Source organism: Amycolatopsis thailandensis (genome assembly GCF_002234405.1).
In the GTDB taxonomy this organism is placed as follows: domain Bacteria; phylum Actinomycetota; class Actinomycetes; order Mycobacteriales; family Pseudonocardiaceae; genus Amycolatopsis; species Amycolatopsis thailandensis.
Window position 1 is genome coordinate 25881 of the sequence record NZ_NMQT01000003.1, and the last position, 14721, is coordinate 40601.

Annotated in this window: 16 protein-coding genes; 8 read left to right on the top strand and 8 right to left on the bottom strand. The window is 69.9% G+C overall.

Translation table 11 applies throughout. The features are described from left to right. Positions 1–64 precede the first annotated feature (64 nt). The 7 genes from CFP71_RS00530 (at position 65) to CFP71_RS00560 (ending at position 6877) form a co-directional block, all read left to right on the top strand. A complete protein-coding gene (locus tag CFP71_RS00530; RefSeq protein ID WP_039916328.1) occupies positions 65–736 on the top strand; it encodes a response regulator transcription factor in 672 nt (223 codons plus the stop codon). Continuing rightward, positions 733–2109, top strand: a complete 1377-nt coding sequence (locus CFP71_RS00535) for a sensor histidine kinase (protein ID WP_093931832.1) — start codon at positions 733–735, stop codon at positions 2107–2109. Before CFP71_RS00530 ends, CFP71_RS00535 begins: the two co-directional genes overlap by 4 nt. 68 nt (positions 2110–2177) lie before the next feature. Then, complete coding sequence (locus CFP71_RS00540) at positions 2178–2384, top strand: heavy-metal-associated domain-containing protein (RefSeq protein ID WP_093931833.1); 207 nt, start codon at positions 2178–2180, stop codon at positions 2382–2384. Positions 2385–2429: 45 nt separating this feature from the next. Beyond that, positions 2430–3341: a hypothetical protein gene (locus CFP71_RS00545; protein ID WP_093931834.1), complete on the top strand. Its 912-nt coding sequence runs from the start codon at positions 2430–2432 to the stop codon at positions 3339–3341. Further along, the gene (locus CFP71_RS00550; protein WP_093931835.1) at positions 3338–5584 is read left to right on the top strand and encodes a heavy metal translocating P-type ATPase; all 2247 of its coding nucleotides are present in this window, start codon (positions 3338–3340) and stop codon (positions 5582–5584) included. Before CFP71_RS00545 ends, CFP71_RS00550 begins: the two co-directional genes overlap by 4 nt. Before the next feature lie 117 nt (positions 5585–5701). Then, the gene (locus CFP71_RS00555) at positions 5702–6160 is read left to right on the top strand and encodes an ATP-binding protein (RefSeq protein WP_093931836.1); all 459 of its coding nucleotides are present in this window, start codon (positions 5702–5704) and stop codon (positions 6158–6160) included. A gap of 126 nt (positions 6161–6286) precedes the next feature. After that, entirely contained in the window at positions 6287–6877 is a 591-nt protein-coding gene (locus CFP71_RS00560) for a hypothetical protein (protein WP_143267003.1), read from the top strand. Positions 6878–6884: 7 nt separating this feature from the next. Here the strand turns inward: CFP71_RS00560 and CFP71_RS00565 are convergent, their stop codons facing one another. Beyond that, positions 6885–7487, bottom strand: coding sequence for a TetR/AcrR family transcriptional regulator (locus CFP71_RS00565; RefSeq protein WP_093931838.1), 603 nt, complete (start codon positions 7485–7487; stop codon positions 6885–6887). Positions 7488–7576: 89 nt separating this feature from the next. Here CFP71_RS00565 and CFP71_RS00570 point away from each other — a divergent pair, with 89 nt between their 5' ends. After that, positions 7577–8626 carry an NAD(P)-dependent alcohol dehydrogenase gene (locus tag CFP71_RS00570; protein ID WP_093931839.1) on the top strand — a complete coding sequence of 350 codons (1050 nt, stop codon included), beginning with the start codon at positions 7577–7579 and terminating at the stop codon, positions 8624–8626. Positions 8627–9016: 390 nt separating this feature from the next. On the opposite strand, the gene CFP71_RS00575 is transcribed toward CFP71_RS00570, so the two are convergent. The 7 genes from CFP71_RS00575 to CFP71_RS00605 all read right to left on the bottom strand — a co-directional run bounded on the left by CFP71_RS00575 (position 9017) and on the right by CFP71_RS00605 (position 14708). Then, positions 9017–9904 carry a CPBP family intramembrane glutamic endopeptidase gene (locus CFP71_RS00575; RefSeq protein WP_244199511.1) on the bottom strand — a complete coding sequence of 296 codons (888 nt, stop codon included), beginning with the start codon at positions 9902–9904 and terminating at the stop codon, positions 9017–9019. Positions 9905–10103: 199 nt separating this feature from the next. Beyond that, positions 10104–10853, bottom strand: a complete 750-nt coding sequence (locus CFP71_RS00580) for a sigma-70 family RNA polymerase sigma factor (protein WP_093931841.1) — start codon at positions 10851–10853, stop codon at positions 10104–10106. Then, positions 10853–12037, bottom strand: a complete 1185-nt coding sequence (locus CFP71_RS00585; protein WP_093931842.1) for a PP2C family protein-serine/threonine phosphatase — start codon at positions 12035–12037, stop codon at positions 10853–10855. The genes CFP71_RS00580 and CFP71_RS00585 overlap by 1 nt, the downstream gene beginning before the upstream one ends. Next, positions 12034–13032, bottom strand: coding sequence for an ATP-binding protein (locus tag CFP71_RS00590; RefSeq protein WP_093931843.1), 999 nt, complete (start codon positions 13030–13032; stop codon positions 12034–12036). The genes CFP71_RS00585 and CFP71_RS00590 overlap by 4 nt, the downstream gene beginning before the upstream one ends. After that, complete coding sequence (locus CFP71_RS00595) at positions 13029–13454, bottom strand: ATP-binding protein (protein WP_093931844.1); 426 nt, start codon at positions 13452–13454, stop codon at positions 13029–13031. Before CFP71_RS00595 ends, CFP71_RS00590 begins: the two co-directional genes overlap by 4 nt. Further along, entirely contained in the window at positions 13444–13842 is a 399-nt protein-coding gene (locus CFP71_RS00600) for an STAS domain-containing protein (RefSeq protein WP_093931845.1), read from the bottom strand. Before CFP71_RS00600 ends, CFP71_RS00595 begins: the two co-directional genes overlap by 11 nt. Beyond that, the gene (locus CFP71_RS00605; RefSeq protein ID WP_093931868.1) at positions 13839–14708 is read right to left on the bottom strand and encodes an STAS domain-containing protein; all 870 of its coding nucleotides are present in this window, start codon (positions 14706–14708) and stop codon (positions 13839–13841) included. The genes CFP71_RS00600 and CFP71_RS00605 overlap by 4 nt, the downstream gene beginning before the upstream one ends. Between the last annotated feature and the right edge of the window lie 13 nt (positions 14709–14721).

The following is a 14721-nucleotide window of genomic DNA, read 5'->3' on the forward strand; positions in this document are numbered from 1 at the left end:
CGGTTCCTGAAACAACCTGAAGAACGCTTCAGGAACGTCGACGGCGATCTGGGAGGATCGACTCATGCGCGTGCTCGTGGTGGAAGACGAAATGCGGTTGGCCGAGACCCTCCAATGGGGACTCGAGGCCGACGGTTACGCCGTCGACCTGGCCCACGACGGTCTCGAAGGCCTCGAACTCGCGCAGCTATACCCGTATCAGGTAATCGTCCTGGACATCATGCTCCCGAAGCTCAACGGCTACCGCGTCTGCGCGGCGCTGCGGGAACGCGGGGTGACCACCCCGATCCTCATGCTGACGGCGAAGAACGGCGAGTACGACGAAGCCGAGGCGCTCGACACCGGTGCCGACGACTACCTGAGCAAGCCGTTCTCGTACGTCGTGCTCACCGCGCGGCTGCGGGCGCTCACCCGGCGGGGCGCGGCGGGCTCGGCGGGCGTGCTGGAGTTCGGCGACCTCGTGCTCGACCCGGCGAAGCGGACCTGCCGCCGCGCGGGGACGCCGGTCTCGTTGACCACCAAGGAGTTCGCCGTCCTCGAATGCCTGCTGCGGCACGGCGGGCAGCTGGTGACGAAACGGGACATCCTCGACCAGGTCTGGGATCTGGCCTACCGGGGCGATCCCAACATCGTCGAGGTCTACGTGAGCGCGCTGCGGCGCAAACTGGACGCGCCGTTCGGGCGGCACACCATCGCGACCGTACGCGGCGCCGGCTATCGGCTGGTGACCGAATGACCGGCTGGTGGCCTTCGTCGGTGCGGCGGAGCACCGCGCTTTCGGCGGCGCTGCTCTGCGCGATCGTGTTCACCCTCGGCTGGCTGGGTACCCGCGAGCTGTTGAGCAGGCAGCTCGCGGGCAGCGCCGTGAGCGCGACGCGAGCCCAGCTGGACAGGCTGGCCGACACCTACCGGGCCGGGCAGCCGGAGCCGCCCAGCGGTGACGCCCTGTTCGAGGTGGTCGACGATTCCGGGCGGTCGTTCGCCAGCAGCGAGAACCTCCGCCGCTGGGATCCCGCGTGGACGCCGTTGCCGCCCGCGCCCGCCGGTGCGGCCGCGGACTGGACGATCACCACCAAGGCCACTCTGAAACCCGGCGACCATCCACAGTGGCGTGAGTATCGCGAATACACCGTGGTGGGAAAGGTGATCGACAGCGATGGGCGACGGCTCACTGTCTACCTGTTCGTACTGCCGTGGGAAACGCTCCGGATGCTGGGCACCTTCGACGGCACCCTGCGGTTCTTCATCCCGCTCGCGGTGCTGATCACCGCGCTGGCCGCGTGGCTCGCGGCGGGCCGGGCGCTGCGGCCGGTGGAGGCGATCCGCCGGGAACTGGCCGAGGTCAGCGGGAGCAGGCTCGACCGCCGCGTGCCGGTGCCCCCGTCCCGTGACGAGGTCGCCCGGCTGGCCACCACCACGAACGCGACCCTCGACAGGCTTCAGCGGGCCTACGACCAGCAAGAACGGTTCGTCGCCGACGCCAGTCACGAACTGCGCAGCCCGCTCGCGAACCTCCGCACCGGGCTGGAGGTCGCGCTCACCCACGCCGATCGCGCGGATTGGCCCGCCGTCGCCCGGCGGTCGCTGCTCGACATCCAGCGGCTGCAACGCATCACCGCGGATCTGCTCCAGCTGGCCGTCGACCCGGCCGAAGTCCCGGCTCCGGAAGGCGTCGTCGACCTCGCCGACGTGGTGGGGGAGCAGGTCGCCGAGCGCGCGCTCGAACCCGGGCCCGCCATAGTGTCCGATGTGGACGGTCCGGCGCCGGTGCCCGGCGAACCCGTCCAGCTGGAACGCCTGCTGCGGAACCTGCTCGACAACGCGGTGCGGCACGCGCGTTCGTCGGTCACCGTGCGGCTGCGGCGGGAGGCGGGGGAGGCGGTCCTCGAAGTGATCGACGACGGCCCCGGCATCCCCGCCGCCGATCGTGAGCGTGTCTTCGACCGTTTCGCCCGGCTCGACGACGCCCGCGCACGGGACGCGGGTGGTACCGGCCTCGGGCTCACGCTCGCCCGCGACATCGCCGTCCGGCACGGCGGATCGCTCCGGGTGGCGGACGGCGGACAGGGTGCGCGACTGATCGCGAGGCTACCCCTCAGGGGTATGTGACCCACGATACCCTACGGGGGTAACTGCATGTCCTTGCGGTACCCCCCTGGGGTATGTACGTTGAGGTCATGAGCGAAACGACTTACACCGTCACCGGCATGACCTGCGGCCACTGCGCGACTTCGGTCACCGAAGAGGTCGCCAAGATCGACGGCGTCACCGACGTCCGGGTCGATCTGCCCACCGGCGCGGTGACCGTCACCGGTTCCCGTGAACCCGCGGCCGCCGAAGTGCGCGCCGCCGTCGAAGAAGCCGGATACCAGCTGACCGCTTGAGCGGCTCCACGATCGCGGGTGGCACCCGCACTAAGGACTTGCACGATGAACACAGCAGCGAAGCTCTCCGCCTACGGTGTGGTTCTCGCCCTGGTCGCCGGTGGCGGCTGGGCGACCGGCACCGCTGTCGGTCCGCATCCCGGCGCCGCCGGGGTGCCCGGTGGTGAGGACACCGGACACTCGGACACCCACGGCGGCACCGTCGCGGAAGCGGCGCACGGCAAACAGGACCACGAACCCGCCGGGCTCGCGTCGACCAGGGGCGGCTACACCCTCACGCCCACCTCCACGACGCTCACCCCCGGGAAGACGGCTCCCTTCACCTTCCGGATCCTCGGTGCCGACGGCGCGCCGGTGACCGCCTACGACGTCGAACACGAAAAGCGGATGCACCTCATCGTCGTCCGCCGCGACACCGCCGGTTTCCAGCACATCCACCCCGAACTCGGCGACGACGGCACCTGGACCGTTCCGCTGGCCGTCGGCGACGCCGGGGTCTACCGCGTCTTCGCCGACTTCAAGCCCGGCGGTGGCGAGGCGACGACCTTAGGTGCGGACCTCTTCGCCGGCGGTGACTTCCGGCCCGCCGAGTACCGTCCCTCGCACGTCGCGGAGGTGGACGGCTACCAGGTCCACCTCGACGGGGACCTCAAGCCGGGCGCGTCGTCGAAAGTGACGCTCACCGTCACCAAGAACGGTCGTGCGGTCACCGATCTCCAGCCGTACCTGGGTGCTTACGGGCACTTGGTCGCGCTGCGCGGCGGCGACCTCGCCTACCTGCACGTCCATCCGGACGGTGAACCCGGTGACGGCCGGACCGTGGCCGGTCCCGCGGTCACCTTCTTCGCCGAGGTCCCGACGGACGGCACCTACCGGCTGTTCCTGGACTTCCAGCACGAAGGCAAGGTCCGCACCGCCGAATTCACCGTCGCGACCGGGGAAGGGAGCCACCGATGAGCACCGAAACCGCGCGGGTGGCCGACGCCGAAGTCGAACTCGCGATCACCGGGATGACCTGTGCCTCGTGCGCCATGCGCATCGAGCGGAAGCTGAACAAACTCGACGGTGTCACCGCGACGGTCAACTACGCCACGGAGAAGGCGAAGGTCAGCTACCCGGCCGAAATCGAGCCGCGGCTGCTGATCGAACAGGTCGAGGCGGCCGGGTACTCGGCCGCCTTGCCCGCGGTGCAAAAGGAAGAAGCCGTAGCGGAAGAGATCGACCCGATCGCTCCGTTGCGGCAGCGGCTGCTCGGTTCCGCGGTGCTGTCCGTGCCGGTGATCGTGCTCGCGATGGTGCCCGCGCTCCAGTTCACCTACTGGCAGTGGATCTCGCTGACGCTGGCCGCGCCGGTGCTGGTGTGGGCGGCGTGGCCGTTCCACAAGGCGGCGTGGACGAATCTGCGCCACGGCGCGGCCACGATGGACACGCTGATCTCGATGGGCACGCTCGCCGCGTTCCTGTGGTCGTTGTACGCCTTGCTGTTCGGCACCGCCGGGACGCCGGGGATGACGCACCCCTTCGAACTCACCGTCCAGCGGATGGCGGGCGACGGCAACATCTACCTCGAAGTCGCCGCCGGGGTCACGACGTTCATCCTCGCCGGACGTTACTTCGAAGCCCGGTCCAAGCGGCGGGCGGGCGCGGCGCTGCGTGCTCTGCTCGAACTCGGCGCGAAGGACGTCGCGGTGCTCCGCGACGGCGAGGAAATCCGTGTCCCGATCGGCGAACTCGCGGCGGGCGAGGAATTCGTGGTGCGGCCGGGGGAGAAGATCGCGACCGACGGCGTGATCACCGAAGGCGCGTCGGCGGTCGACGCGAGCATGCTCACCGGTGAGAGCGTCCCGGTCGAGGTCGTCCCCGGTGACACGGTGGCGGGTGCGACGGTCAACGCGGGCGGCAGGCTCGTCGTCCGCGCGACCCGGGTCGGCGCCGACACACAGCTGGCGCAGATGGCGAAACTCGTCGAGACGGCCCAGACCGGAAAAGCACAGGTGCAACGACTCGCGGACCGGGTGTCGGCGGTCTTCGTGCCGATCGTGATCGCACTCGCCGTCGGCACGCTGATGTTCTGGCTCGGCACCGGCGGTTCGGTCGCGGCCGCGTTCACCGCGGCGGTGGCCGTGCTGATCATCGCCTGCCCGTGCGCCCTCGGCCTGGCGACCCCGACCGCGCTGCTCGTGGGCACCGGCCGGGGCGCGCAGCTCGGGATCCTGATCAAGGGCCCGGAAGTGCTGGAATCGACCCGCGCCGTCGACACGGTCGTCCTGGACAAGACCGGCACCGTGACCACGGGCCAGATGTCGCTGGTGGCGGTCCACGTCGCCGACGGTGTCGACGAGGAGACGACGTTGCGTCTGGCGGGCGCGCTCGAGAACGCGTCGGAGCACCCGATCGCGCAGGCCATCGCCCGCGCGGCCCGGGAACGCACCGGGGAGCTTCCGGCGGTCGAGGAGTTCACCAGTCTCGAAGGCCTTGGTGTGCAAGGGATCGTCGACGGCTCGGCGGTTCTGGTCGGCCGGAACGCGTTGCTGGAGCAGTGGAGTCACCGTCTGACGGCCGAACTGGCGGAAGCCAAGGCGGCGGAAGAGGAACTCGGCCGCACGGCGGTCGTGGTCGGCTGGGACGGCGAGGCGAGAGCGGTCCTGGTGGTCGCGGACACCGTCAAGCCGTCGTCCGCCGAGGCGATCTCCCGGTTGCGCGAGCTGGGGCTGACCCCGGTGCTGCTGACCGGCGACAACGAGGCCGTCGCCCGCGCGGTGGCCGCCGAGGTCGGGATCGGCAGCGTGATCGCCGAGGTGCTGCCGAAGGACAAGGTAGACGTCGTCAAGCGGCTCCAGGACGAGGGCAAGGTCGTCGCGATGGTCGGGGACGGCGTCAACGACGCGGCCGCGCTGGCCCAGGCCGACCTCGGCCTGGCGATGGGCACCGGCACCGACGTCGCCATCGAGGCCGGGGACCTGACCCTGGTCCGCGGTGACCTGCGGGCGGCGGTGGACGCGATCCGGCTTTCGCGGCGGACCCTGCGCACCATCAAGGGCAACCTGTTCTGGGCCTTCGCCTACAACGTGGGCGCGCTTCCGCTCGCGGCGGCGGGCCTGCTCAACCCGATGATCGCCGGTGCCGCGATGGCCTTCAGTTCGGTGTTCGTGGTGTTCAACAGCCTGCGCCTGCGCGGGTTCCGGAGTATCACCGCTTGACGAGGGACGCCCGCTGGTCGCCGTGTCGGATTCGACACGGGTTGATCAGCGGGCGTTCTGGGTAACTCGATTGTGCGACTTCAGCAGGGAGGTCGTGCAACGGGGAAGGGTGGCTCCATGATCAGTATCGCGGAGCATCCGGTGCCGGGGACCTGGGTGCTTGACCTGCGAGCCACGACGCCACGGGCGTTGCCGGACATGCGCGCCTGGGTGGTCAGATGCCTGCCGGATCTCGGCGAGGGCCATCGTGACGACGTCCTGCTGGCGGCCACCGAACTGGTCGCCAACGCCTACGTGCACGGGGGTGGCGCACGCCACATCCAGCTGTGGCGAGGCGTGTCACCCTGCGCGATCCGCATCGAAGTCGCGGACGTCAGCGTCGAGCAGCCCCGGGCGCGCTGCTCCCAGATCGAGGACCCGCGCGGACGCGGGTTGCTCGTCGTCGACGGGGTGGCGGTGCAGTGGGGCGTCCGGCGCGAGCGGGTGCGCGGCGGGAAGATCGTCTGGGCGCACATCCGCTGCGACGGCCATTGCCCGGTTGCGGCGCGCGCCCCGAACGACCGCCGAAGGAACTGAACCCTGTCTGAGGACCTCTGTGTCAGATGACGCAGACGGGCCTCCTTTCGTGCTGCCAAAGTGGTCCCGGACCAAGCTTGTGAAGCGAACGGGGAGGGGCCCGAAATGTGGGGGAAGAAGAGCACGATGGTGTTGGCGGTGGCGGCGCTGGGGCTGGCCGTCGCACCGGCGGCTTCGGCGGAGACCGAGCCGTCGCTGCGTGTCTATCCGACCGAGGTGCGGCCCAACGAGATCTTCGGTACGGGTATCGGCGGAGGCTGTGACAACTACTCCGCGGTGACCTCGCCCGGGTTCGCCGGACCCGTCGAGCTGGTCGCGGTCGGCGGCGACCGGGAAAACCTGTGGGGCAACGGACCTGCCTCCGGAGTACCGGGCACCTACACCGCGACGGCCACGTGTGACGGCAAGACCTTGACCACGCAGTTCACCGTGCTGGACTACGCGCCGCCGTCCTGGGGGCTCGGCCCGCGTGAAGTGGCGCCCGGCGGGGTGATCTCCGGCGGCTCGGACACCATCTACGGCTGCCCGGGCGGTCCCGAGGGACCGGCGACCTCGCCGGGGTTCGCCGCGCCTCTGCAATGGACCCGGGGCGGCAACTTCGGCCGGTTCAGCGGTGATACCACTGTCGTCACCACGCCCGGAACCTATACGGCCACTCTGAAGTGCAAGGGGACGCCGATTCCCGGCGAGATCGAGTTCACCGTCGTCGCGCCGTAAGGACACGTCACGGTCTCGTGCGGCCCTCGATGGCGGCGCGGGCCGCCTCGACCGACTTCCGGACGACCACTTCGGGGGAATAGCCCTGTTTCTTGAAGACCCCGTCGAGGTAGAACGTGCCGTAGCCGTGGGCCTGCGTGAACAGCTGCTCCATCAGTTCGAGCCCGTCCTGCGGCCGGTCGGCGACGGTGAGGCAGAGCATGACGAACTGGTCGGTCAGCCGACGGGTCTGTTCGTGCAGCGCGGCGTGTTCCGGTCCCTGTAGGCCGTCCGAGTAGATGATGTTCATCCCCGCCCGGCGCTCGATCAGATACTCCGTATAGGCGCCGGCGGCCGCGGCGAGGGCGGCGACGGGCTCGCTCTCGGCCTCGATCGCGTCGTGCACTTTGTCGGCCAGCTGACACGCGACGGCGGCCGCGATCGCGGCCAGCAGGCTCTCCTTGCCCGGGAAGTGCCGGTACGGCGCGCCGGGGCTGACCTTGGCGCGCCTGGCGACCTCGGCGACGGAGAACGCGCCCAACCCCTGCTCGGCGATCAGGTCGAGCGACACCCGCACTAGTTCGGCGCGGAGGTCGCCGTGGTGGTACTTGCCGCCCATGTCGTGGATCACACCGTTCCGGTCGCGGAATATGTAAGAGCCCTCTTACGCTAGGTGTAAGTGACCTCTTACATGGTCTCACTGTTTTCACGGAGGGTTTCATGACGACGACCACGCACGCCATCGCCGCGCCGTCCCCGGGCGCCGCACTGTCGCCGACGACCATCGAGCGTCGCGACCTGCGTCCGGACGACGTGCTGATCGACATCGCGTACGCGGGGATCTGCCACAGCGACATCCACCAGGTGAAGGAGGACTGGGGCAGTGCGATCTTCCCGATGGTGCCCGGTCACGAGATCGCCGGCGTCGTCGCCGCGGTCGGCTCCGAGGTGACGAAGTACCAGGTCGGGGACCGGGTCGGGGTCGGCTGCATGGTCGACTCCTGTGGCGAGTGCGAGTACTGCCTCGCGGGCACCGAGCAGTTCTGCCTCAAGGGGAACATCCAGACCTACAACGGCGTCGGCTTCGACGGCGAGAACACCTACGGCGGCTACAGCCGTCAGATCGTCGTGAAGGACGGTTTCGTCTGCCGGATCCCGGAGGGGATAGGCCTCGACATCGCCGCGCCGCTTTTGTGCGCGGGCATCACCACCTACTCCCCGCTGAACCGCTGGGGTGCCGGACCGGGCAAGAAGGTCGCCGTCGTCGGCCTCGGCGGACTCGGTCACATGGCGGTCAAGATCGCGGTCGCCATGGGCGCCGAGGTCACCGTGCTCAGCCAGAGCCTCAAGAAGCAGGAAGACGGCTTGAAACTGGGCGCGAAGGACTACTTCGCGACCGGTGACGCCTCGACGTTCCAGACGTTGCGCGGCCGCTTCGACCTGATCCTCAACACCGTTTCGGCGACGCTGCCGATCGACTCCTACCTCGGCATGCTGCGGGTCGGCGGCGCGATGGTGAACGTCGGCGCGCCCGGCGAACCGCTGTCCTACAACGCCTTCTCGCTGCTCGGCGGGAACAAGGTGCTCGCCGGTTCGATGATCGGCGGTATCGCCGAGACCCAGGAGATGCTCGACTTCTGCGCCGAGCACGGGATCGGCGCGGAGATCGAGACGATCTCGGCCGACCAGGTGAACGTGGCCTACGACCGGGTCGAGAACAGCGACGTGCGCTACCGGTTCGTCATCGACGCGTCGACCATCGGCGCGTAGCCGGTACAGGTGGTCGTGAGTGGTGAGGACGGTTCTAGCCCAATGCCACGTAACTTGAGTTGATACTTGGTCGTCCTGGCCGAGGGGAGCCGACCAAGCGCCAGGTGTCCACTGTGGACACTTATCCCTGGCTGGATGTCTGATTTGTGGCTGAACAGGCGATTCCGTCAAGGGGTCGTGAGTGGCAAAGAGCGTTAGAACCCTCTTTGCCACTCACGACCCTCTCGTAAGACTATGCAAAGCAACCAAATCGGACACCTCGATCCCAGTTGGCGTCCTCTGTAGACGGTCGCGCCCTGGGTTCGGTGCCGGTGACTTATCCGTGGCATTGGGTTCTGACCGTCCTCACCACTGACGACCGTCCACGGTCGGTGCGGCCCACCCGCGGCGTCACATCAGCAGCAGGGGCAAGGTGTTCATCGTGGTGTGCGCGGCGATCGGCGCCCACAGGTTGCGGTAGCGCGACCACAGGTAGCCGGTGAACAAACCGAAGAACCCTTGGAAGGCCACGATGGCGCCGAGGGTGAGCGGAAGCGACCCCTGGCCGTGCGTCGGCAGGTGCAGCCACGCGAACAGCGCGGCCGACAGCAGGATTCCGGGCCACCGCCCGAAAAGTGCCTCCAGCCGGGTTTGCAGCATGCCGCGGAAGAACACCTCTTCGAGGACGTTCGCGGTGAAGAAGGTCAGAGTCGCGCCCACCGCCAGGTACACCGGGTCGGGATAGTCCTCCGCGCTGGGGAGCGGCGGCGCGAGCGGTCCCAGGACGGAGAGCCAGCCGAACAGGAGCACCGCCGGGATCGGCGCGAGCCACTGCCAGGCGCGCCGGGGCAGCCAACCGAGCCGGAACGGATCCGGTTCCCCCTGTGGGCGAAGGGTTCGCAGGAGAACCAGCGGCAGCGCCAGGTACACGAGCGGCTTCGCGAGCGCCCAGATGTCGCGGACCAGAGCGTGCTGTCCCGCCTGGGAAACCAGGAACAACGCCAGAGGCCACAGGAAGGCGATCAGTGCCAAGGCCGTCGCCTGCCTGCCCAGCGCGCGCCGGTCGGGCACCTGGGGGAGAAGTCTCGGCGCGTGGAGCGGGATCCCGTGGATCAGCAGGAGCCCGGCCAGCGCGGGAATCAGCGCGCCCGCGAGGGAAAGCTCCTTGGCCGAATCCGCGGACGGCTTGATCGTGTCGTGCCCGGTCGCCAGCAGTAGCGCGGGGGCGGCCACGAAGACCGCGAGCCCGCCGAAGAGGATTCCCCAGGCGGCACCCGTGCGGGTGCCGGTTTTTTCCATCACCGGGAAAGGATCATCGATGCGGCGCGCGTCCGCGTCATCACTTCGGAGGACCCAGGTCTTCCCTTCTGTACAGCCCTTTCGGCTCTTGTCCTGATTTCCCGGTACGCCTACGGCCGGGGCGCGGGGGAGTACCGGATCATCTTCACCTGTCCCGGTGGTGCCACGGCGTTGCGTGGCGGCGCCTACGGCGACTGAATCAGGCTGAGACGGAGCGGGGCATCTCGCGGTTGATCTCGCCGAGCCGGGTGGCGACGGTCCGGCAGGGTTCGCAGCCCGTGAGGTGCTCGGCGATCAGATCCGCCCGGCGGCCCGGCACCCCGCCGCGCAGCCACGCGCCCATCCGGCGTCGCGCTTCCTGACAGCACGGCGTGCCCGTTTCGGGCACCTGTGCCTGCAGGAAGGCCTGGCGTAGTCCTTCGCGGGCACGCAGCGCCAGGACGGAGGCGCCATTGGGGGACACCCCCAGCAGCGGTGCCACCACCTTCGGCGAGTCGCCTTCGGCCTCGGTCCGCCACAGCACGGTCCGCCAGCGGCCGGGGAGCGCGCAGTAAGCGGTCCACGCCAGCCGGGCGTTCGCGCGGAGGATGAGGAGGTCTTCCGCGTTCACGGCCCCGGTGGCCTCTTCGGTCGCCGGGGTCGTGCCGTACAGCTCGACCCTTTTGTTGTGGTGGCTCCACTTCACCACCAGATTCCGCATGGTGACCGTGAGATAGGGGCGGAGGTTCTCCCGGGGGCCGCCGCCGTCACGGATGACGGTCAGGACACGCACGAAGGCTTCGGCCACGAGGTCATCCCGCTCGGCGGGCTCGGCGACCCAGCCCGCCGCGATCCGGCGGAGCGGTTCGGCGTGCCGCCGGAAGAGCGCTTCGCCGGCGGCGATGTCACCGGCACGGAAGGCGTCGAGCAGCGTGGCGTCCGCTGTGTCCTGCTCGGCGTCTTCCCACATCAACCGCCACCGTAATACGGACGGTGGCGGATCGCGATGACCACGGTGTCATCGGCGTGCAGCACGACGTCGAGCATCTCGGTGGCCAGGACGTCCGGGATCTGGCCGGTGGGCCGTCCGGCGTTGCGCCGGGCGGCCGCGAGCAGTCGTTCTTCTCCTTCCTGGAAGTCTTTGCGGCTCTCGACGAGACCGTCGGTGTAGATGACGAGCAGGTCGCCGTCGGCGAGGGTGCGGTGGACGAGGCTTTTGCTGCCGGGGTCGGGGAAACCGACACCCCGCCCCGATGTCGAGGCGGCGAGCAATTCGGTGTCACCGGCGGCGGTGACCAGGACCGGACGGGGATGACTGCCGTTGGCGAAAGTCACATCGCCGGTGGCCGGGTCCAGCCGGGCCAGCAGCACCGTCGCCATCAGTTCGGGTTCGATCGTCGCCAGCGTGCGGGCGGCCCGGCCGATCAGATCGCGGAACGGATGGCCCTCCAGCGCCAGGGTGCGGATCGCGTGGGTGACGGTCAGCGCGTGCCGGGTCGAGGTGACGCCGTGCCCGACAGCGTCGACGAGGGTGATGTGGACGCAGCCGTCGGGCAGCACGAACCAGTCGTAGAGATCCCCGCCTGTCGGCGAATCCTGCTGGCTCGGCGCGTAGTGCACGGCCAGCTCGAAAGGGCCGGCGGGCGGTGGCGGCGGGCGCAGCGCGTCCTCCAGTTCGCGGAAGATCACCGCGTGCGCCTTCCGGAGCTGCTCGTCCCGTTCCTCCAGTTCGACGTACATCGCGAGCACGCCGCTGTTCGTCTCGGCCAGTTCGTGTTTGAGCTCGCGCTGTTCCTTGGCGACCGCGTCGGCGCGGGCGACCAGCGCCAGCATCTCGTCCCTGGTGGCCACCTCGTCGTCGGCCGCGACCGGCACCGGTCGCCCGCCCGCGTCGAGATGCCAGGTCAGGCTCGTGCCGCCGCCCGCCGCGGGAAGCAACGGGAGGGTGTTGCGCCGCTCCTGTCCGACGGGACTGGACGAGTCCAGCGTGACGGACAGCTTGCCGTCGGCCGTGACGGTCGAAAGTTCCGGCGTCGGGTCGTTTTCGGCGAGCAGGGTCACCGCGAGTACCAGCCGCGCGCGTTGGTCGGCCGGGACCCCGGCGGCCGCGCACGCCTCCCGCACGCGGCGGCGTAGCCGGACGGCGTCGGTCACGAAAGTCCCTCTCCCGGTCCGAAGGCGATCAACGCGGCGTCGTCGCGAAGATCGCGGTGACGGTGGGCGAGATCCGCGGCGAAGAGGGCCGTGGCCGGAAGTGGTCCGAGCGCGGCCGAGCCACGCCAGGCGGTGCCGATCCCGTCGGTGTGCAGGACGAGGAGTTCGTGGCCGGTCAAGGGAAGTGTCCGTGCCCGGACGGGCGGCAGGGTGAGGCCGACGACGCCGGGCACGCTCAGCAGCGGCCTGGTCTGCCGCGGCGTCAGCACGAGACCGCTGACGTTGCCGACACCGCAGAATTCGAGCCCGCGTTCGGAAAGCCGGGCGAGCGCGATCGCGGCGCCGCGGGTCTGTCGCAAGGCCCGGTGCATGGCGTTGAGGTGCTCGGGCAGCGCCCGGTCCGGATCGCCGCGGAACACCGCGATCGCGGCTTCCGCGGCGTCGCTCGCTTCGGGACCGTGGCCGAGCCCGTCGACGACGACGGCCGTGCGGACGCCGGGCATCGCCGAGACGGCCACCGCGTCGCCGCACCGCTCTTCGCCCTCGCGGGGGAGCCGGACATGCGCGAGATCGGCGCCGTGGTGCCCGGGCGCGAGCACTCTGGCGGCCGCGACGGTGCCGACGCCCGGCGCGGACCGTATGCGGAAGTCGGTCGCGAGCCTGCCGACGGCGCCGAGGCCGGTGCCGAGCGTCTCGGTGGTCGTGTGGCCGTCGACGCGCCAATGGGCGAGGTCGTCCATCCCCGGGCCGGTGTCCACGGCGTGGACCTCCACTCCCGGTCCGGCCAGCGAGCGCTGGACGAAGACGGCACCGCCACCGGCGTGCTTGTCGAGATTGGTCGCCAGTTCCGAGGCGATGACGGCGGTGCGCTCGGCCAAGACTTCGGGAAGGCCCGCTTCGGCCGCGACCTCGCGCGCGGCCCGTGTCGCGGCGTAGACCGCGCTGATGTGGTCGATGTGTATCAACCGGGTGAGTGCCGCGTCGACGACGGTCATGGCTTCCAGCGGACGACGGTGACCGTGGTGCCCTCGCCGGGTGTGGTGTCGATGGTGAACTCGTCGACCAGCCGCCGGGTGCCGCCGAGGCCGTGCCCGAGCCCGGCGCCGGTGCTGAACCCGTCGGTCATGGCCAGTTCGACGTCCTCGATGCCGGGGCCTTCGTCGCGGACGGACAGGGCGATCCCCGTCCGTCCCTGGAGATCCCGCACGGTGGCGATGGTCATCGTGCCGCCACCGCCGTGGATGTAGGCGTTGCGCACGAGTTCGCTGGCGGCGGTCACGATCTTCGTCTGGTCGACGATCGAGAAACCGGCCGCGACCGCGTCGGCCCGGACGGCGTGCCTGGCGGTGAGCAGATCCTCTTCGGCGCGCACGGCGTGGGTGCGCGCTTCGGGGGCGGTGAGCTCGTCAGGAAGCACGAGGCGCCTCTTCGGCGGCCTTGGCGGGACGTCTCCATCCCAGGAGTTCCATGGCCTGTTCCGCGTTGAGCGCGGTCTGGACGCCGGTGAGCCCCAGCCCCAGTTCGGACAGCGTGATCGCGACGGCCGGGCGCATCCCGGCGACGATCATCCTGGCGCCGAGAAGCCGTCCGGTGGCGGCCAGTTCCATCAGCACCCGCGCGACGAACGAGTCCACGATCTCCAGCCGCGAGATGTCGAGGATGACGCCGCGGATCCCCTCGTCGGAGATCCGGGCGGTGAGCTCGCCGGTGAACTGGAGCGCGGTGGCGTCGTCGAGATCGCTGAGCAGCCCGCCGATCAGAATGTCCCCGAGCCGCAGGATCGGCAGTCCCGCGCGCGGGTTCACCCGGTCACCGCGCCGCGCCGGGTGTGGTCGTCGATCAGCCGCATCGCCGTGGCCAGCGCGTCGGCGAGCGAACCGCGGGTCTCGATGTGCGACAGGTCGATGCCGAGCTGGGTGACGGTCTGCGCGATCGACGGCCGGATACCGCTGATCAGGCATTCCGCGCCCATGAGCCGGACCGCGCTGACCGTCTGCAGGAGATGCTGCGCCACCGCGGTGTCCACTGTGGACACGCCGGTGATGTCGATGATCGCCACCCTGGCCTCGTGGGCCTGGATCGCCTCCAGGAGGCTGTTCATCACCACCTGCGTGCGGGCGCTGTCGAGAGTGCCGATCAGGGGAACGGCCAGCACCTGCCGCCACAGCCGCACCACCGGCGTGGACAACTCCAGCATCTGCTGGTGCTGCCGCCGGATGATCTCTTCCCTGCCTTCGACGTACACCGAGAACGTCAGCAGGCTCGCGGCGTCGAGGAAACCGTTGACCTGCAAGGAAGCCTGGTAGCGGATCTCGGGGTCTCCGGTCAGCTCTTCGAGGGCGGCGAGGGTGGTCCGCTTGAGGCCGAGGATCGCCATCGCGGTGGAGGTCGGCGCCGCGCCGGCACGGGCCCGCCGCTCGGACAGCCCCCGCAACGCGGCACGGACGGCCTCGTCGCGGTCGACGATCCGTTCCAGGCGAAGCTCGGTACCGAGGGCCCCGCGGAGCGCGCCGAGCAGTTCCTTGGCCTCGCGCCGCAGCTCCTGCTCGCCGGTCCAGGCGGGCGAGTCGGTCAGCTGCCGGCGGACCCAGTCGTCGACCAGGTCGTCCTGACCGGCGTCGAAGATCCGCGAAAGCAGGTCCCGGACGGCGGAGTCGTCGGTCGCCTGCACCCACACCTCCAGA

Bases quoted from the DNA above. Each gene is read 5' to 3' on its own strand.
- CFP71_RS00530 (WP_039916328.1), top strand. From the start codon at position 65: ATGCGCGTGCTCGTGGTGGAAGACGAAATGCGGTTGGCCGAGACCCTC.
- CFP71_RS00550 (WP_093931835.1), top strand. From the start codon at position 3,338: ATGAGCACCGAAACCGCGCGGGTGGCCGACGCCGAAGTCGAACTCGCG.
- CFP71_RS00590 (WP_093931843.1), bottom strand. From the start codon at position 13,032: ATGACCGTCGTCGACGCGGCACTCACCCGGTTGATACACATCGACCAC.
- CFP71_RS00580 (WP_093931841.1), bottom strand. From the start codon at position 10,853: ATGTGGGAAGACGCCGAGCAGGACACAGCGGACGCCACGCTGCTCGAC.
- CFP71_RS00560 (WP_143267003.1), top strand. From the start codon at position 6,287: ATGGTGTTGGCGGTGGCGGCGCTGGGGCTGGCCGTCGCACCGGCGGCT.
- CFP71_RS00575 (WP_244199511.1), bottom strand. From the start codon at position 9,904: ATGGAAAAAACCGGCACCCGCACGGGTGCCGCCTGGGGAATCCTCTTC.
- CFP71_RS00545 (WP_093931834.1), top strand. From the start codon at position 2,430: ATGAACACAGCAGCGAAGCTCTCCGCCTACGGTGTGGTTCTCGCCCTG.
- CFP71_RS00570 (WP_093931839.1), top strand. From the start codon at position 7,577: ATGACGACGACCACGCACGCCATCGCCGCGCCGTCCCCGGGCGCCGCA.
- CFP71_RS00535 (WP_093931832.1), top strand. From the start codon at position 733: ATGACCGGCTGGTGGCCTTCGTCGGTGCGGCGGAGCACCGCGCTTTCG.
- CFP71_RS00540 (WP_093931833.1), top strand. From the start codon at position 2,178: ATGAGCGAAACGACTTACACCGTCACCGGCATGACCTGCGGCCACTGC.
- CFP71_RS00555 (WP_093931836.1), top strand. From the start codon at position 5,702: ATGATCAGTATCGCGGAGCATCCGGTGCCGGGGACCTGGGTGCTTGAC.